The 16000-nt window shown below is 61.8% G+C and carries 18 protein-coding genes; 5 read left to right on the forward strand and 13 right to left on the reverse strand.

The annotated features are described in order from the left end of the window. Nucleotides 1–11: 11 nt before the first annotated feature. From AC27VQ_RS09650 to AC27VQ_RS09660, 3 genes are all read right to left on the reverse strand, one after another. Complete coding sequence (locus tag AC27VQ_RS09650; RefSeq protein WP_488716109.1) at nucleotides 12–1394, reverse strand: ATP-binding protein; 1383 nt, start codon at nucleotides 1392–1394, stop codon at nucleotides 12–14. 91 nt (nucleotides 1395–1485) lie between these two features. Beyond that, nucleotides 1486–2193, reverse strand: coding sequence for a response regulator (locus AC27VQ_RS09655; protein WP_298101316.1), 708 nt, complete (start codon nucleotides 2191–2193; stop codon nucleotides 1486–1488). 23 nt (nucleotides 2194–2216) lie between these two features. After that, entirely contained in the window at nucleotides 2217–2723 is a 507-nt protein-coding gene (locus AC27VQ_RS09660; RefSeq protein ID WP_488716110.1) for a MarR family winged helix-turn-helix transcriptional regulator, read from the reverse strand. Between the two features lie 235 nt (nucleotides 2724–2958). On the opposite strand from AC27VQ_RS09660, the gene AC27VQ_RS09665 reads away from it, so the two are divergent. Beyond that, nucleotides 2959–3846, forward strand: a complete 888-nt coding sequence (locus AC27VQ_RS09665; protein WP_313522833.1) for a branched-chain amino acid aminotransferase — start codon at nucleotides 2959–2961, stop codon at nucleotides 3844–3846. Nucleotides 3847–3919: 73 nt separating this feature from the next. On the opposite strand, the gene AC27VQ_RS09670 is transcribed toward AC27VQ_RS09665, so the two are convergent. Continuing rightward, on the reverse strand, nucleotides 3920–4183 hold the full coding sequence (locus AC27VQ_RS09670; RefSeq protein ID WP_117366721.1) for a hypothetical protein: 264 nt from the start codon (nucleotides 4181–4183) through the stop codon (nucleotides 3920–3922). Nucleotides 4184–4436: 253 nt separating this feature from the next. Next, nucleotides 4437–5540, reverse strand: coding sequence for a 4-hydroxyphenylpyruvate dioxygenase (gene hppD, locus AC27VQ_RS09675; protein WP_488716111.1), 1104 nt, complete (start codon nucleotides 5538–5540; stop codon nucleotides 4437–4439). 129 nt (nucleotides 5541–5669) lie between these two features. On the opposite strand from hppD, the gene AC27VQ_RS09680 reads away from it, so the two are divergent. The 3 genes from AC27VQ_RS09680 to AC27VQ_RS09690 all read left to right on the forward strand — a co-directional run bounded on the left by AC27VQ_RS09680 (nucleotide 5670) and on the right by AC27VQ_RS09690 (nucleotide 7156). Continuing rightward, complete coding sequence (locus AC27VQ_RS09680) at nucleotides 5670–6128, forward strand: Lrp/AsnC family transcriptional regulator (protein ID WP_313522837.1); 459 nt, start codon at nucleotides 5670–5672, stop codon at nucleotides 6126–6128. 133 nt (nucleotides 6129–6261) lie between these two features. Continuing rightward, entirely contained in the window at nucleotides 6262–6441 is a 180-nt protein-coding gene (locus tag AC27VQ_RS09685) for a hypothetical protein (protein WP_488716112.1), read from the forward strand. A gap of 73 nt (nucleotides 6442–6514) precedes the next feature. Further along, nucleotides 6515–7156 carry an MBL fold metallo-hydrolase gene (locus AC27VQ_RS09690; RefSeq protein ID WP_488716168.1) on the forward strand — a complete coding sequence of 214 codons (642 nt, stop codon included), beginning with the start codon at nucleotides 6515–6517 and terminating at the stop codon, nucleotides 7154–7156. A gap of 70 nt (nucleotides 7157–7226) precedes the next feature. Here AC27VQ_RS09690 and AC27VQ_RS09695 read toward each other — a convergent pair whose 3' ends face one another. The 5 genes from AC27VQ_RS09695 to AC27VQ_RS09715 form a co-directional block, all read right to left on the reverse strand. Beyond that, nucleotides 7227–7676 carry a BA14K family protein gene (locus AC27VQ_RS09695; protein WP_488716113.1) on the reverse strand — a complete coding sequence of 150 codons (450 nt, stop codon included), beginning with the start codon at nucleotides 7674–7676 and terminating at the stop codon, nucleotides 7227–7229. Between the two features lie 137 nt (nucleotides 7677–7813). Further along, entirely contained in the window at nucleotides 7814–8029 is a 216-nt protein-coding gene (locus AC27VQ_RS09700; protein ID WP_069058105.1) for a cold-shock protein, read from the reverse strand. Between the two features lie 546 nt (nucleotides 8030–8575). Next, nucleotides 8576–9739 carry a PQQ-dependent sugar dehydrogenase gene (locus AC27VQ_RS09705; RefSeq protein ID WP_488716114.1) on the reverse strand — a complete coding sequence of 388 codons (1164 nt, stop codon included), beginning with the start codon at nucleotides 9737–9739 and terminating at the stop codon, nucleotides 8576–8578. Nucleotides 9740–9812: 73 nt separating this feature from the next. Then, nucleotides 9813–10019, reverse strand: coding sequence for a hypothetical protein (locus tag AC27VQ_RS09710; protein WP_488716115.1), 207 nt, complete (start codon nucleotides 10017–10019; stop codon nucleotides 9813–9815). Nucleotides 10020–10190: 171 nt separating this feature from the next. After that, complete coding sequence (locus tag AC27VQ_RS09715) at nucleotides 10191–11090, reverse strand: EAL domain-containing protein (protein ID WP_488716116.1); 900 nt, start codon at nucleotides 11088–11090, stop codon at nucleotides 10191–10193. Between the two features lie 321 nt (nucleotides 11091–11411). On the opposite strand from AC27VQ_RS09715, the gene AC27VQ_RS09720 reads away from it, so the two are divergent. Continuing rightward, nucleotides 11412–12614: a pyridoxal phosphate-dependent aminotransferase gene (locus AC27VQ_RS09720; RefSeq protein ID WP_488716117.1), complete on the forward strand. Its 1203-nt coding sequence runs from the start codon at nucleotides 11412–11414 to the stop codon at nucleotides 12612–12614. A gap of 164 nt (nucleotides 12615–12778) precedes the next feature. Here the strand turns inward: AC27VQ_RS09720 and AC27VQ_RS09725 are convergent, their stop codons facing one another. The 3 genes from AC27VQ_RS09725 to AC27VQ_RS09735 form a co-directional block, all read right to left on the reverse strand. Next, a complete protein-coding gene (locus AC27VQ_RS09725; RefSeq protein ID WP_488716118.1) occupies nucleotides 12779–13873 on the reverse strand; it encodes a calcium:cation antiporter in 1095 nt (364 codons plus the stop codon). A gap of 172 nt (nucleotides 13874–14045) precedes the next feature. Beyond that, on the reverse strand, nucleotides 14046–15167 hold the full coding sequence (locus AC27VQ_RS09730; RefSeq protein ID WP_488716119.1) for an alkene reductase: 1122 nt from the start codon (nucleotides 15165–15167) through the stop codon (nucleotides 14046–14048). A 36-nt stretch (nucleotides 15168–15203) separates the two neighbouring features. After that, nucleotides 15204–15509 (reverse strand): ArsR/SmtB family transcription factor, encoded by a 306-nt coding sequence (locus AC27VQ_RS09735; RefSeq protein ID WP_488716120.1) that lies wholly within the window; start codon nucleotides 15507–15509, stop codon nucleotides 15204–15206. Nucleotides 15510–16000 lie beyond the last annotated feature (491 nt).

Here is a 16000-nt window from a genome sequence, read left to right on the forward strand (position 1 = left end):
CAAAAAATCCGTCAGGCGGGAATGCGGATGGTGGCGCGCAGGCCGCCCATCGGGCTGTCCGACAGGGTGACGTTGCCGCCGTGGCTGCGGGCGATGTCGCGGGCGATGGCGAGGCCGAGGCCGGTGCCGGAGGCGTCGAGATTGCGCGCCTCGTCGAGGCGGAAGAACGGCTTGAAGACGTCGTCGCGCGAGCGTTCGGGAATGCCCGGCCCGTCGTCGTCGACGGTGATCGTCAGCCATTTGGCCCGGTGGCGCGCCTCGACATGCACGGTCTTGGCATAGCGCAGCGCGTTCGACACGAGATTGCCGACAAGCCGGCCGAAGGCGTTGGGCCGCACCATGATCTCGTCGTCGCCGTCGATATCGCTGGAAAAGGCGCGCTCGTGCAGCTCCGCTTCCATCGCCAGCTTGTCGAAGAAATCCGAGAGGCGCATTTCGCGGACGTCTTCTTCCACGTCGCCGCGCGCGAAGGCGAGATAGCCCTCCAGCATGGTCTGCATGTCCTCGACGTCCTTGTTGAGGCCTTGTAGGTCGGGATTGTCGCCGGCGAGCGCCAGCTGCAGCTTGAAGCGGGTCAGGATGGTGCGCAGGTCATGGCTGACGCCGGTCAGCATCGCCGTGCGCTGTTCCATCTGCCGCTCGATGCGCTCGCGCATGAGGATGAAGGCAAGGCCGGCACGCCGCACTTCGTCGGCGCCGCGGGGCGCGAAATCGTCGGGCATCTTCTGGCCCTTGCCGAAACTTTCGGCCGCCTTGGCCAGCGTCAGGATCGGGCGGATCTGGCCGCGCAGGAAGAGGATGGAGATGGTGATCAGCACCAGCGACGTGCCGACCATCCAGAGCAGGAAGATATGGGTGTTCGACGCATAGGCCTGGCTGCGCCGCGCATAGACCCGCAGGATCTTGTTGTCGAGCTGGATGCGGATTTCGACGAGGTTGCTCTCGCCCACCGTGTCGATCCAGAACGGCCGGCGGATTTGCCGGACGATCTCCTCGCTGAGGATTTCATCGAGAATGTTGAAGAACGGCTTCGAGCGCGGCGGCGGCAGGTCGACGCCCGGTTCGACGGAGATGATCAGGTCCAGCCGCTCCCGCGCGATGCGGGTGATCTCGGAATAGTCGGCATCCTGCGGATAGGTCTCGATGAGATCGATGACGCCAGCGATGTCGCGCGTGACGGCGGCCGAGAGGCGCTGGGTGACGAGTTGCCAGTGGCGCTCCATGAACACGAAGGCGACGACCGACTGGAGCAGGACCATCGGGATGATGATGATGAGCAGCGAGCGGGCATAGAGGCCCGTGGGCAGCTGCCGGCGCAGCCAGCGCACCACGCGCTTCCAGCCGGCAGCGGGCGCGCGCTCGATATCGCGCTTGAACGTCTCGAAGGTCGTCATCGGACTGGGTTTTCCAAAATCGTGCGCATAGACGGTTGCGAACGGAAAACCGCTTCACACTGTTCCTGGACATGCATCGGATTGCACACGGTCAGCCCTGCTCTACGCTCAGTCGGTAGCCGATGCCGCGCACCGTCTGCAGCCACACCGGATTGGATGGATCGTCCTCGATCTTACGCCTCAGGCGGTTGATCTGCACGTCTATAGTACGTTCACCCACTTCTGTTTCTTCGCCGATCAATTCATGGCGCGGGATGGTTTCACCGGCGCGCAGAGAAAACAGCAGCATGATTTCCTGCTCGCGGTCGGTGAGGCGGATGGCGTCGCCGCCGCGCTTCAGTTCCTTGCGCACGATGGAGAAGGTATAGGGGCCGAACATCACCTGCTCGATCTTCGGCGTGGTCGGTGGCGCGTTGCGCTTCAGGATGTTGTTGATGCGCAGCACCAGTTCGCGCGGCTCGAAGGGCTTGGAGAGATAGTCGTCCGCGCCGGCCTCCAGCCCCTCGATGCGGGCTTTGGATTCGGCGAGCGCCGTCAGCATGAGGATGGGCACGGGGCGGATATCGCGCAGGCTCTTGGTCAGCGACAGGCCGCTCTCGCCCGGCATCATCACGTCCATGATGATGAGGTCGAAATCCAGGCCGCGCAGCTTGCGCCGTGCCTCGTCTGCGTCGCCCGCGACGGTCACGCGAAAACCCTGCTCCTTGAGATAACGGTTCAGGAGTTCGCGGATACGGGTGTCGTCGTCGACGACGAGCAGATGGGATGCATCGTCGGAGGGCGCGCCGGCAGCGGTCATCGTCTTGTCCTCCTGTCCGTTTCTCATTCGCTCTTGGCGTTCTGCATGCCGGCGAGGAATTTCACCACCGCCCGGCGGTCGCCGGCATTCATGTCCTCGAATGCACGGGCGATGCGGCGGGATTGCGGCTCGGCGAGTGCTAGCGCCAGTTCACGTCCCGCCTTGGTCGGGTAGAGCTTGCGCTGGCGGCGATCCTCGGGGCCTGCCACCTGCTGGATATAGCCGGAATCGATCAGCTCCTTCAAGACGCGCGCCAGGCTCTGCTTGGTGATCTTCAGCGTATCGAGCAGGTCCGCCACCGTCATGCCCGGCTCACGGTTGACGAAGTGCACGACGCGGTGATGCGCGCGGCCGAAACCGCTCGTCGCCAGAATGGCGTCCGGATCGGAAATGAAGTCGCGATAGGCGAAGAACAGGCCTTCGATGATCTCGAAGTCGATGCGCCCATCGCCTGTCATCACGTCGTGGTGCAGCTCGTTTGCGCCATGTTTGTCCGGCGTCTGTCGGGCCGCGTTGTCATTTCCTTTCATGCCTTGCCGTCCCCGCGTAATTTATGGAAAAATACGTCAGCATTGTTGACATATTTTTCCATCGTTGTTAGGGTCCGCACCGTAAATTGCGGTCCCGGGCGCCGTTGTCAGATGTTTTCCCGGCTACCAATCCGGATTATCCTATACGCAGGTAATCCTGCCTGTTTCTGGTTAGACCGCAACTGGCGAAACAATCAACAGAAAGAATGGCGTGCGAGCGCCGGAGGATGACACGATGGCAGTTCCTTTCGATCAGCTGGACGGACAAATCTGGTTCAACGGTGAATTCGTCGACTGGAAGGACGCGAAGATCCACGTGCTGACGCACGGCCTGCATTATGCGAGTGCGGTGTTCGAAGGCGAGCGCGCCTATGGCGGGCGCATCTTCAAGCTCACCGAGCATAACCAGCGCCTGCACAAATCGGCCGAAATCCTCGGCTTCAAGATTCCCTATTCCGTCGAGGAGCTGGATGCGGCGACCGTCGAACTGCTGAAGCGTCAGGGCTTCTCCGAAGCCTATGCGCGGCCGATCGCCTGGCGCGGCTCGGAAATGATGGGCGTTTCGGCACAGAACAACCGTATCAACGTCGCCATCGCCATCTGGCAGTGGGGCAGCTATTTCAACCCGGCCGAAAAGCTGAAGGGCATCCGCCTCGACATCGCCGAGTATCGCCGGCCCGATCCGAAGACCGCGCCGTCCAAATCGAAGGCCGCCGGCCTCTACATGATCTGCACGATCTCCAAACACGCCGCCGAAGCCAAGGGCTATGCGGATGCGCTGATGCTCGACTATCGCGGCCAGGTGGCGGAAGCGACCGGGGCGAACGTGTTCTTCGTGAAGGACGGCGTCATCCACACGCCGGTGCCGGATTGTTTCCTCGACGGCATCACGCGTCGCACGGTGATCGAGCTCGCCAAGCGCCGCGGTTACCAGGTCGTCGAGCGGGTGATCATGCCGGAGGAACTGTCGGATTTCTCCGAGTGCTTCCTGACGGGTTCGGCCGCCGAGGTGACGCCGGTCTCGGAAATCGGACCGTATCGCTTCACGCCGGGCACGATCTCAGAAAACCTGATGAACGACTACATGAAGGAAGTCTATCCGGTCGCGGCCGCTGCCGAATAAGCGGTTTTCACGATAGCGAACGAAATAAATGGGCGGCCCGAAAGGGCCGCCTTTTGTTTGTGAAGCCCGCCGTTTATTTCTTGCCGAGCACCGCGCCGACGATGCCGGTCAGCACGCCGCCGCCAACGAGGCCGCCGATGCCGTTGGCCACCAGGCCGGAAAGGCCGGCTTCACCGCCCAGCATCTGGAGAAGAAAACCGCCGCCGATACCGCCGATGGCGCCGACGATGGTGCGGACGATCACGCTTACGGCCGCCTGTTTCAGGGCCGCACCCGCCACATTGCCGCCGACGGCGCCGGCGATGATCTGCGTGATGATGGGCATCAATGCTTCCATGACTTCCCCTCCGAAAGGTCCGCCCGGAATGAGAGTGGCCGGGCCGAACACTTGCCTCGCTACCGGGGCGCGGTCTGGAGCCCGCGCACCCGTCGCCGAAAAATTCGGCATCTGCAACGTGCGGATAAATTTGGGATAAGTCAATTTGCCCGTGTGCGAAGTACACTGGAGTTCTTCAAGTGCCTCAAATGTAAAGAGGCGGCCGCAAAACGGCCGCCTCTTCCTTCCCCGCATGGCTTGGTTGCCGCGGTTTTTATTCTGCTGCGATGACGCCCCGGCGGATCTGGTCTTCCTCGATCGATTCGAAGAGCGCGCGGAAATTACCTTCGCCAAAACCTTCGTCACCCTTGCGCTGGATGAATTCGAAGAAGATCGGCCCGATAACGGTCTTGGAGAAGATCTGCAACAGGATCTTCGTCATGCCGCCATCGACGACGCCTTCGCCATCGATGAGGATGCCGTGCTTCTTCATGCGCTCGACCGGCTCTTCATGGCCGACGACGCGGACATAGGAACGGTCGTAATAGTTATCCGGCGGACCAGGCATAAATTTCATACCGTTGGCGGCGAGCCTGTCGGTAGCGTCGTAGATCGCGTCCGTGCCGACGGCGATATGCTGGATGCCTTCGCCCTTGTACTTCTTCAGGTACTCGACGATCTGGCTCGTCTCATCCTTGGATTCGTTGAGCGGAATGCGGATCTTGCCGCAGGGCGAGGTGATGGCGCGCGACACGAGGCCGGTGATGCGGCCGTCGATGTCGAAGAAGTGGATCTGCTTGAAGCCGAAGAGCTCGCGGTAGAAATCCCACCACGTGTCCATGTTGCCGCGATAGACATTGTGCGTGAGGTGATCGAGGAAATAGAAGCCGACACCCGCGGGCTTCGGATTGCGCTCGCCCGTCCATTCGAATTCCGCGTCATAGGCGGAGCCCTTGGCGCCATATTTCTCGACGAAATAAAGCAGCGAGCCGCCGATGCCGACGATGGCGGGCACGTCGAGCGCCTTGTCGTTACCTTCATAGGGCGTCGCGCCCTTGGAGACGGCGTGCTCGAAGGCATGCTTGGCATCGACCACGCGCCAGGCCATCGATGCGGCGCAGGGGCCATGCTCCCCGGCGAATGTCATGGCATGCGAGCCCGGCTCGGCATTGACGATGTAATTGATGTCGCCCTGGCGCCAGACCGAGATCGCCTTGGTGCGGTGCGTGGCAACCTTGCTGTAGCCCATGCGGGAGAACAGCTCTTCGAGCTTTTCCGGCTCGGGATGGGCGAATTCGACGAACTCGAAGCCATCGGTGCCGGCCGGGTTGTCGGCCGAGATCACTGCCGTCAGTGCGTCATGCGGGAAAGGGCCCATCGTTCGTCCTCCACGAAATCTATGGAAGGCAGTATGGCGCGTTTGCCATGCAATGTGTGTGCATAGTGTTTGCGCTTTGATAAATCCGTGCGATGATCATGCATGAAATGATTGTTTGGAGGGCGATCCGTGCAGATTGACGCTTTCGACCGTAAGCTGCTCGCGCATCTGCAGGAGGATGCGCGCCTGACGAACAACGAGCTTTCCGAGCGCATCAACCTCTCGCCCTCGCAATGCTCGCGTCGGCGCATCCGGCTGGAGGAGGAGGGCATCATCCGCGCCTACCGGGCGGAGCTCGACCGCGAAAAGCTCGATCTCGGCATCGTCATCGTCGTGACGGTGACGCTGGCGACGCACAACCGCGACAATGCCGTGCGGTTCGCGAAGCTCATCTCCAACCTGCCGGAGGTTCTGGAGGCCTACTCGCTGACGGGCGAGATGGACTACATCATCAAGGTGGTGGTGCCGAACCTCAAGGCACTCTCGGCCTTCGTCAACGATGTGCTGCTGCCGCATGAATCCGTCTCGCATGTGAAGACCGCGATCGTGCTCGACACGCTGAAGGAGACGACGGCCTTGCCGCTCTGAACATTGTGGCATTCATGCCACAATCGCCTGCATTAGCTGTTCCTGCCGGAACAGCCTGGACTCCTGATCCGTTGTAAACACCAGACAACAGATGGCGCGTATCGCCGCCACGCAGGGTTCAGGGAACAGACCGATGCAGCGCAATTCGAAGCAACAGCAGAACACCGTCGCCGCGAGCCTCCGCCCGGTGGCTTTCGTTTATATCGCGATCAACCTTGCCGTCGTCGCGCTGCTCATCTCCACCGTCTCGCCCACGCTGGCGACCGGTCCGGCTCACACTGCCGGTACGCAGGAGATGGCGAGCCTGCGTTGATTCATCTTGGTCTTCGCGCGCCGCAGCGGCTATACCGGTCGCAACGCGGCAATCGAGCGAGGACCCCATGGGCATGCTTCAGGCGGGCATCATTCCCGTCACTCCCTTCCAGCAGAACTGCACCATTCTCTTCGATACGGAGACGAAGGAAGGCGTGGTCGTCGATCCCGGCGGCGACGTCGAGGTGATCCTCGATACCAACAAGCAGAACGGCATTACGCTGAAGGCGATCTGGCTGACGCACGGCCATATCGACCATGCCGGCGGCGCGAAGGAATTGAAGGACGCGCTCGGCATCGACATCATCGGCCCGCACAAGGACGATCTTTCGCTGCTCCAGCGGCTGGAAGCGCAGGCCTCGATGTTCGGCGTGCCGATGAAGGTCAGCAATGTCGTGCCGGATCGCTGGCTCGAAGACGGCGATACTGTCTCGTTCGGCGAGCACGAATTCGAGGTTTACCACACACCGGGCCATGCGCCCGGCCACGTCATCTATTTCAACCGCAACCAGAGTTTCGCCCATCTTGGCGACGTGCTCTTCCAGGGCTCGATCGGCCGCACCGATCTGCCGGGCGGCAACCATCAGCAACTGCTGGACTCAATCCGTGACAAGGTTTTCCCGCTGGGCGACGAGGTCGGCTTCCTCTGCGGCCACGGGCCGGGCGGAAGGATCGGCGAGGAGCGGCGAACGAACCCCTATCTGAAGGGGCTTTGATCTAAACGCCGGAAACAAAAAGGCGGGCGCCGTGTGGCGTCCGCCTTTTTTGATGGACTGCGGGCCGGAATCAGCCGGCGGTGCAGAAGTGCTCGCGGCCGTCATAGCCGACATAGGTGCCGCTGCGCGGGTTGAACGAGCGGTAACGCTGCGAGCAGTAGTCGAACCAGGACTGGGTCCACGGCTCGTAGCTCGGAGCATCATAGACCGGCTGGCGGCGATAGATCACGCGGGGCTCGGGCTCCGGGTAATAATCCGGTTCCACATAGCGCGGCTGCGAAGCCAGCGCACCACCGATGATGACGCCGGTGGCAAGGCCGAGCGCGCCGCCGACGAGGGCGTCGCGGTCGCCATGGCCGCGGTGATGACGGCGCGGGCGGTATTCGCGATAGCCGCTGTCACCTTCACGCCAGTAACCATCCCGGTTGCGATCGCGCGCTTCGACGACGCCGGCCGTGGCGGTGAGCGTCGTTGCGGCAACGGCAAGCGAAAGCACGATTGTCTTGAGGACTTTGTTCATGACGTCGATCCTTTTGATCCGGCCCTCTGCCGGTTCGATAGGTAGCAAACTAGATGACTGAGGCTGAACGGAGGCTGAACGAAAAAACCCGGCATCGCTGCCGGGCTTCAACTTGAAAATCCTGAGATTGTTCCGGCTCAGCCGTCGATCTGCAGGTTAACCGCCTTCGGGCCCTTGCCGCGGCGATCGGGTTCCGTGTCGAAGCTTACCTTCTGGTTTTCGGAAAGGCCGTTCAGGCCGGAAGCCTGTACAGCGGAAATATGTACGAAGATGTCCGCACCACCATTGTCGGGCTTGATGAAGCCAAAGCCCTTCTCGGTGTTGAAGAATTTTACAGTGCCAGTCTCGGCCATGCGTCAGGTCCTTTTCTCTCTGCCCGTATATTGGCGGCGGGCAGCATATAGTTTTGCCCCAGGGGGCGTTAGGCAGGCAGTTCTCGAGGTTGAGGAAAGGGTCCTGTTTTCACCGCAGCCAGCCAACCGCACCGCTCCCTGGGGAACCGTCCAGATCTTGGCTGCCCGGAATTATTTCGCGTCTCCGGCGCGCTTTTATTCAAGGTCTTCCCGTGTTCGCAAATTGCCCGAACGGCGCAAGATTGATGTGTTTGTGTTGAATTGGCAAGCAAAAGTTTTATCATGCGCCGGACATGCCTCACTTTGGCCAATTTCCAGGCGATTGCCGAAAAATCCCGCAGATTTTACGGGGCTTTGCCTGATTTTGTATGATTTTATATTGCGGTGCCAAAGGACATGTGGCGGTGCAGCGACTGTGTCATACTTCGATCGTGTGGGCGCGACGGTCTCCGTTGAGTAGTTCCGGGAGGAGTTCTACGGCAAGCATTGCGCCGAAGATGACGGCGCAGCCAGTATAGCCGATAGGCGAGGTTTAACAGGAGCGGGTTACTCCGTTGCGGTCGCGCGGGACACGCGCAACAGCGTGCCCTGGTCGTCGGTGAGGAGCAGGAGTGCGCCGTCGGGGGCGACGACGACGTCGCGGATACGGCCGAACTCACCATCGAACAGCCGCTCCTCGGAAACCACCGCGCCGCTTTCATCCCGCTCCAGCCGGGCGAGCAGCTGGAATTTCAGCGCGGCGACCAAGAGGTTACCGTCCCATTCCGGGAACATCGCGCCGTGATAGACGGCGATGGCGGCGGGTGCGATCGACGGATCCCAATAATAAAGCGGCTGTTCGAACCCTTCGGCCGTCGAGCCGAGCTCGAATTCCGCGCCGGAATAATGACGGCCATAGGAAACGCGCGGCCAGCCGTAGTTGCGGCCCGGCTGCGGTGTGTTCACCTCGTCGCCGCCGCGGGCGCCGTGCTCGGCGGTCAGCAGCGTGCCGTCCTTGGCGTCGATGGTCAGGCCCTGTGGGTTGCGGTGCCCCTTGGACCAGATTTCCGGAAGGCCGTTGGCGGTGCCGACAAAGGGGTTGTCGGCATGCGGGGTGCCGTCCGGATTGATGTGCAGGATGGAGCCGGCATGATCGCGCGGATCCTGCGCGCGCGTTTCCTCGCCCCGGTCGCCGATGCCGAAGAACAGGCTGCCGTCCTTGGCAATGGCGATGCGCGAGCCGAAATGCTGGCCGCGGGTGGTGAGGCGGTTCATCAGGAACAGGCGCGTTTCGTCCTCGAGCCGCGTGCTGTCCTGCGAGAGCCGCGCCTTGGCAAGCGCGGTTCCGGCACCGCCGTCGCCGCGCGCGCTATAGGTGAAATAGAGGGTGCGGCTGGTGGCGAAATCCGGTGCGAGCGCGATGTCGAGCAGGCCGCCCTGACCCTCGGTCGAGACCGGCGGCACGCCGGCGATCGGTGCGGAGACCTTGCCGTCCTTCACGATACGCAGCGTGCCCTGCTTTTCCGAGACGATGGGGCTGCCGTCGGGCAGGACCTCGACGGACCAAGGCTGCTTGAGACCCGTGGCCAGGGTCTCGACGACGAGTGGGATTTTCTTGCTGGGGATTTCGATAGCATCTTCGGCGTTTGCTGTGCCGATCATAACGGCGAGGAGGAGGGGAATCCCCGCGCCTGCAAAAATGCCGTTCCAGTTTCGTCCGTGCCGTCGCATCGCATTCTCCCGCCCTTTGCCGTTAACTGGCCCAGAGGCGGGCGGCTTTCAAGGGCGATGCCGGCGCGGCGGCTCACTTTTGCGTGGGATCGACCTGCGAGGCGGCGGCCGGGATGCCCGACGTGGTGATGGCATCGAGCCCGGGTCCGGCCGTCGGCGGCGACATCAGGCCGACGACCATGATGGCGCAGGCAACAAGGGCCGTCATGGCGATCAGGAACAGCGCGCGTGACTCGCGCGCCTTGGGCCTGTTGCCCACTTTTTCGTCATCCAGAAACATCGCGTCCCCCAATTTTCTCTGTTCTCGTGATGATGAAAAAGCCCGCCGAAATCGGCGTGACAAGGACCGAATTGCGGCAAGGCCCGACATTTATTATGGCGAAAAGAGGGCAGGTCGAAAAAGCGGGATTTTCAGCCTCTTCCGTCGAATAGACCGGTCCCGTTTCCCGTCTTAGACACCTCTTCTGCCGAACTGCCGGACGGGCCGCAGGGCACGCGGTTCAGGTGCCGTCACGGGGCTTGCAACGGGCGTGTCACCGACCGCTTCGAGCGCGTCGTCGTCAAGCTGCGGGAAGGTGAGATTGAAGTTCGTCGGGGCGAGTTCGGGGCGGGCCAGCAGATAGCCCTGCATCAACGGGCCGCCCATGTCGCGGCAGCGGGCGATCATGTCGGCATCCTCGATGCCCGTGACGATGGCGTGAATGTTCTTGTGGGCGAACTGACTGACAAGAACCCTGAGCAGCGCAAGGCCCGCGGAGTTTTCCGAGAATTCCTGAAGCCAGACCGTATCGAAGGTCACGAATTGCGGCTGGAGGCGTTGAAGCCGCCCGAGGTCATGGTCTTCACCGGTGTAATCATCGATGGCAATGGAGAAGCCGCCCTCGTGCAGCCGCTCTGCAAAATGGGCGAGCCCGTCAGGGGCGTCTTCCGGGTGCTCGCGGATTTCGCAGGCAATGCACGCCGGCGGCATGCCCGCCTGGTGCGCTGCAAGCCGCAGCCGCTCGACCTCGTGGCGGATCGCTTCCGGTGTCATATAGAGCCCGCCGTTGAAATTGACGATCAGCGAGACGTCGCGACGCGCAAGAGCGCCGGCGTTCAGGATGTGCAGGCTGCGGCAGAGGCCGTCGACGGCGGCCCGCTCTTCCTCCGGCACATAGTGAAAGAAGTCGGCCGGCGAGCAGAGCACATCGTTGATGCTGGCGCGGACAAGCCCCTTCAGCGCGGCGATCTGCAAACGGCCATCGGCGCGCTCGGCAAAGATCGGCTGGAGGGCGGATTGCAGGAGATAAGGCCCGAAGCGGGCACTGAAGGCGCCGTCCGGCTGCCGGACGAGATTGGAAAAGATGCTCATGCGCCACCATCAGCTTGACGATCCCGACTTCCCAACCCTACGCCGCATCCGTTAATGCCGGCTTAATCTTTCGCGTAAAAATCTTGATGATTGCGCGCTCCTTCAACCTATTGGTGTTTTCGTTTTCTGGTCGTGGCCCGATCCATTCGATCCGTTGATGGCGTTCATGATATTTTGCGCCCAAGCCCGCATTTCCCGCTTTTTTCGCCCGCCGCGCTTGCAAGACCTGCGCACATTCGACATAGACCTAACCGCTATGGAGCCTGGCGCTCCGGGTCCATGGCCTGAGCCGCCTTTGAACCCGATGAGGACATCTCCATCATGGCCTTTCTTGCCGACGCCCTTTCCCGTGTGAAGCCTTCCGCCACCATCGCCGTTTCCCAGAAAGCGCGCGAACTGAAAGCCAAGGGCCGCGACGTCATCGGGCTTGGCGCGGGTGAACCCGACTTCGACACGCCCGACAATATCAAGCAGGCCGCCATCGACGCGATCAACCGCGGCGAGACGAAATACACGCCGGTATCAGGCATCCCGGAACTGCGCGAAGCCATCGTCAAGAAGTTCAAGCGCGAAAACGGCCTCGACTACACCGCCGCCCAGACCATTGTCGGCACCGGCGGAAAGCAGATTCTTTTCAACGCCTTCATGGCGACGATGAATCCGGGCGATGAAGTCGTTATCCCGACACCTTATTGGGTTTCCTATCCGGAAATGGTGTCGCTGTGCGGCGGTACGCCGGTCTTCGTCGCGACGACCCAGGAAAACAAGTTCAAGCTGAAGGCCGAAGACCTGGAAAAGGCGATCACGCCGAAGACCAAGTGGTTCATCTTCAACTCGCCGTCCAACCCTTCGGGTGCGGCCTACAGCCACGACGAGCTGAAGGCGCTGACCGACGTGCTGATGCGCCATCCGCATGTCTGGGTGCTGACGGACGACATGTACGAGCACCTGACCTATGGCGACTTCAAGTTCGCCACCCCGGTCGAAGTCGAGCCCGGCCTCTATGACCGTACGCTGACGATGAACGGCGTTTCCAAGGCCTATGCGATGACCGGCTGGCGTATCGGCTATGCGGCAGGTCCCTTGAACCTCATCAAGGCCATGGACATGATCCAGGGCCAGCAGACCTCGGGTGCCTGCTCGGTCGCTCAATGGGCCGCCGTCGAGGCGCTCAATGGCACGCAGGACTTCATTCCGGAAAACAAGAAGATCTTCGAAGGTCGCCGCGACCTCATCGTCTCCATGCTCAACCAGGCCAAGGGCATCGAGTGCCCGTCGCCGGAAGGCGCTTTCTACGTCTATCCGTCCTGCAAGGGCCTGATCGGCAAGACCGCGCCGTCGGGCAAGGTCATCGAGACCGACGAGGACTTCGTGTCGGAACTGCTCGAAGCGGAAGGTGTGGCCGTCGTGCACGGTTCCGCCTTCGGCCTCGGCCCGAACTTCCGCATCTCCTATGCCACCTCGGAAGCCCAGCTTGAGGAAGCCGGCAAGCGCATTCAGCGCTTCTGCGCCGCCTGCAAGTAAGCCTCCAAGGCCGCCAAGCTATCCTCCGTCATCCTCGGGCTTGACCCGAGGATCCATCCACACCCACTGAGTTTGCCGCGTGGATCCTCGGGTCAAGCCCGAGGATGAGGGGTGGTGAGGAGGCAACGGCGTCTCGTTCAGGGCTTTCACTGTCGCGGCCCTTTTCAAAGCCCGATCATCGTCAGCATGACGAAGGTGGCGAAGAGGATGAAGTGCGTCATGCCCTCGATGGCGTTGGTCTCGCCGTCATTGAGGTTGATGGCTGCGGCGATCAGGGTGATCGTCACCATCACCGTCTGGGTCGGCGACATGGCCATGACGAAGGGCTGGCCGGTATAGAGCGCGATCGCTTCCATGACGGGAACCGTGAGGATGACCGTCGAGAGCGATGCGCCCATGGCGATGTTGACGACGGACTGCATGCGGTTGGCGAGTGCTGCGCGGAGGGCCGTCAGGATTTCCGGTGCGGCGGAGATCGCGGCGACGACGATGGCCATCAGCGCCGGCGGTGCGCCCGTCCCCTTGAGGCCGGCGCCGAGCAGCACGGACATGACTTCGGCCAGTGCGCCGATCAGCGCCACGCCGATGACGATGATGCCGATGGAGAGGGTGGCGGGCTCGCTTTCATCCGGCGACTTGCTCGGCAGGCCTTCCTTTCGCTCCGCGCGGGGATAGGCATAGCTGAAGAAATAGCTGTGCGGCCCGACCTGCATGCGCAGGAAGACGCCGTAGAGCGCGATCATCGCGCCGATGGTGAAGGCGGAATAGACATGCCAGCTCTCGCGCGGCACGAATTCCGGCACAACCATGGAAATGCCCATAGCCGTCAGGATCATCACGCCATAGGTCTTTCCCGAATCGTCGTTATAGGGCTGCTCGCCGTGGCGTATGCCGCCGAGCAGGGCGGCAAGCCCGAGGATGCCGTTGATATCCAGCATGACGGCGGCATAGATCGTGTCGCGCACCAGCGTCGGCGAACTCTCGCCCTGCATCATGATCGCGAGAACCACGACCTCCACCAGAACAGCGGCCAGCGTGAGGATCATCGTGCCATAGGGATCCCCGACCTTGGAGGCGAGGATTTCCGCATGATGGGCGATGCGCGTCGAAACGAGGATGATGGCGGCGACCAGCGCGAAGGCGGCAATCAATACAGGAAGGCGTCCCATATCGAGCAGATTATGCTCCGTCGCATAGGCGACGATGGCGGCGGCGAGGCCGACGAACAGGAAACGTTCCTTCAGGAGGCTGGAAAGCATGGGTGGCGGGTCCTCGACTATCTTCGTGTAGATGTAGACGAGGCGCGCAAAAAGAAAACGCCCGCGGAGCAGGATTCCGCGGGCGTCCGGTGGCTATCGCGCCTTTCCTATCCGGCCCTCGTGAGGCGAGGCCGATCGGAAGGGCTAACGGCCACCGCAAAGGTGCAAAGCGTCAGGCGACGTTTTCCAGCACCGGATAGTCGGTGTAGCCCTTGGCGCCGCCGCCGTAGAAGGTCGCCTGATCCGGGGCGTTCAGCACGGTGTCGTTCTTCAGGCGCTCCACGAGGTCGGGGTTGGCGATGAAGAGCTTGCCGAAGGCGACGAGGTCGGCCTTGCCTTCCTCCACGGCGTCGATGGCCAGTTCCCGGTTGTAGCCGTTGTTGACCATCCAGGCCGCCTTGCCGCCGGCCGCCTGGTAGGCTGCGCGGAGTGCCGCATAGTCGAAGGGCGTATCGCCCTGCTGGTGCTCTCGCGAACCGCCGGTGGCGCCTTCGATGATGTGCACATAGGCGAGGTCGTATTTGGCCAGGCCTTCGACCACATGGGTGAAGAGCGGCTGCGGATTCGGGTCGAAGGCATCGTTGGCCGGGGTGACCGGGGAGATGCGGATGGCGGTGCGCCCGGCGCCGATTTCCTTGGTGATGACATCGACGACCTGGAACAGCAGGCGGGCACGGTTTTCGATCGAGCCACCGTATTCGTCCGTGCGCTGATTGCTGCCCGACCTCAGGAACTGGTCGACCAGGTAGCCGTTGGCGGCGTGGATCTCGACGCCGTCGAAGCCGGCATCGATGGCCGCGCGGGCGGCGCGTCGATAATCCTCGAGGATACCGGGCAGCTCGTCCTTTTCCAGCGCGCGCGGCTCGGAGGTTTCGGCGAAGCTGCCGGTGCCGTCGGCATTGATCAGGTAGGTTTTCGACTTGGCGCGGATCGCCGAGGGGGCGACCGGCTTGCCGCCGTTCGGCTGCAGCGTGTCATGCGAAATCCGGCCCACATGCCACATCTGCACGACGATCTTGCCGCCGGCCTTGTGCACCGCATCCGTCACCTGCTTCCAGCCTTCGAGCGCTTCCGGCTTGTAGAGGCCCGGCACGTCGGCATAGCCCTGGCCCTGGTGGGAGATGGCCGTGGCTTCGGTGATCAGCAGGCCGGCGGAGGCGCGCTGTTCGTAATAGGCGGCGTTCAGCGTGTTCGGCACGGCACCCGGCGAGCGGTTGCGCGTCAGCGGCGCCATGACGATGCGGTTGGCAAGCTGGATATCGCCGATCTTGATGGGGTCGAAGAGCGAGGTCATGGGAAGTCCTTCTTCTGGCTGGGAGAGTTTAGGCGCTTACAAGGCGCTGTTGATGTGGTGGAGAAAGGCCGCGATCTTGTCTTCGTCGCGTTTGAAGAACACCCATTGGCCGACCTTGCGCGTCGTCACGAGACCGGCACGCTGCAGGGTGGCGAGATGGGCGGAAACGGTGGACTGCGAAAGGTCGCAGCGTTTTTCGATCTGACCGGCGCAAACGCCGAATTCCAGCGGATGTTCCTGACCGGCGAAATGGATCTGCGGCTCCTTCAGCCAAGCCAGAATCTCCAGCCGTTTCGGATGGGCAAGCGCCTTGAGGATTTCGTCGGCATCTGGTTCGGTCATGTCTATCGGCGCTCGGCGATTTATATATCGGATAATACCGATATTGGGTTCGCGCTTTGCCGATACAAGGGGTGCCCCGAAAAATCTGAAAAAGAAAAATCGGCAAAAAAAGAGGGCCACAAGCGAAGCTTGGGCCCTGCAAGGTTGAAGGTTTTAGAACCTCCAGAGGGGAACAGCCAACGCGCGGCACTGGGAGGAGAAAGACCGCATGTGCATTGACTGACTAAGATATGGGGCAGGGCTTGCGTTTCTTCAAGAGAAGCGCGTGCCAACTTTCGCAGCAAGGTTGAAAATCTGTTTCACCTGTCCCAAGGCAAAAAAAGAGGGCCGCAAGATGAACTTGGGCCCTTTATAGTTTTGAAGGTAATAAAACCTCCAGAGGGGAACAGCTGGTGCGGTGGCACTGGGAGGAAAAAGCCACCGAAATGCATCAGCTGCGGGCGATATGATGGTTTTTTGGGCATACATCAATCTTTTAATGTGCATGCCAG

It is taken from the genome of Shinella sp. 20P9.1.1, assembly GCF_057798995.1.

Bases quoted from the DNA above. Each gene is read 5' to 3' on its own strand.
- AC27VQ_RS09670 (WP_117366721.1), bottom strand. From the start codon at position 4,183: ATGGAAGCATTGATGCCCATCATCACGCAGATCATCGCCGGCGCCGTC.
- AC27VQ_RS09665 (WP_313522833.1), top strand. From the start codon at position 2,959: ATGGCAGTTCCTTTCGATCAGCTGGACGGACAAATCTGGTTCAACGGT.
- AC27VQ_RS09685 (WP_488716112.1), top strand. From the start codon at position 6,262: ATGCAGCGCAATTCGAAGCAACAGCAGAACACCGTCGCCGCGAGCCTC.
- AC27VQ_RS09720 (WP_488716117.1), top strand. From the start codon at position 11,412: ATGGCCTTTCTTGCCGACGCCCTTTCCCGTGTGAAGCCTTCCGCCACC.
- AC27VQ_RS09700 (WP_069058105.1), bottom strand. From the start codon at position 8,029: ATGGCCGAGACTGGCACTGTAAAATTCTTCAACACCGAGAAGGGCTTT.
- AC27VQ_RS09715 (WP_488716116.1), bottom strand. From the start codon at position 11,090: ATGAGCATCTTTTCCAATCTCGTCCGGCAGCCGGACGGCGCCTTCAGT.
- AC27VQ_RS09690 (WP_488716168.1), top strand. From the start codon at position 6,515: ATGCTTCAGGCGGGCATCATTCCCGTCACTCCCTTCCAGCAGAACTGC.
- AC27VQ_RS09735 (WP_488716120.1), bottom strand. From the start codon at position 15,509: ATGACCGAACCAGATGCCGACGAAATCCTCAAGGCGCTTGCCCATCCG.
- AC27VQ_RS09660 (WP_488716110.1), bottom strand. From the start codon at position 2,723: ATGAAAGGAAATGACAACGCGGCCCGACAGACGCCGGACAAACATGGC.
- AC27VQ_RS09705 (WP_488716114.1), bottom strand. From the start codon at position 9,739: ATGCGACGGCACGGACGAAACTGGAACGGCATTTTTGCAGGCGCGGGG.
- AC27VQ_RS09710 (WP_488716115.1), bottom strand. From the start codon at position 10,019: ATGTTTCTGGATGACGAAAAAGTGGGCAACAGGCCCAAGGCGCGCGAG.
- AC27VQ_RS09730 (WP_488716119.1), bottom strand. From the start codon at position 15,167: ATGACCTCGCTCTTCGACCCCATCAAGATCGGCGATATCCAGCTTGCC.
- hppD (WP_488716111.1), bottom strand. From the start codon at position 5,540: ATGGGCCCTTTCCCGCATGACGCACTGACGGCAGTGATCTCGGCCGAC.
- AC27VQ_RS09725 (WP_488716118.1), bottom strand. From the start codon at position 13,873: ATGCTTTCCAGCCTCCTGAAGGAACGTTTCCTGTTCGTCGGCCTCGCC.
- AC27VQ_RS09695 (WP_488716113.1), bottom strand. From the start codon at position 7,676: ATGAACAAAGTCCTCAAGACAATCGTGCTTTCGCTTGCCGTTGCCGCA.
- AC27VQ_RS09655 (WP_298101316.1), bottom strand. From the start codon at position 2,193: ATGACCGCTGCCGGCGCGCCCTCCGACGATGCATCCCATCTGCTCGTC.
- AC27VQ_RS09650 (WP_488716109.1), bottom strand. From the start codon at position 1,394: ATGACGACCTTCGAGACGTTCAAGCGCGATATCGAGCGCGCGCCCGCT.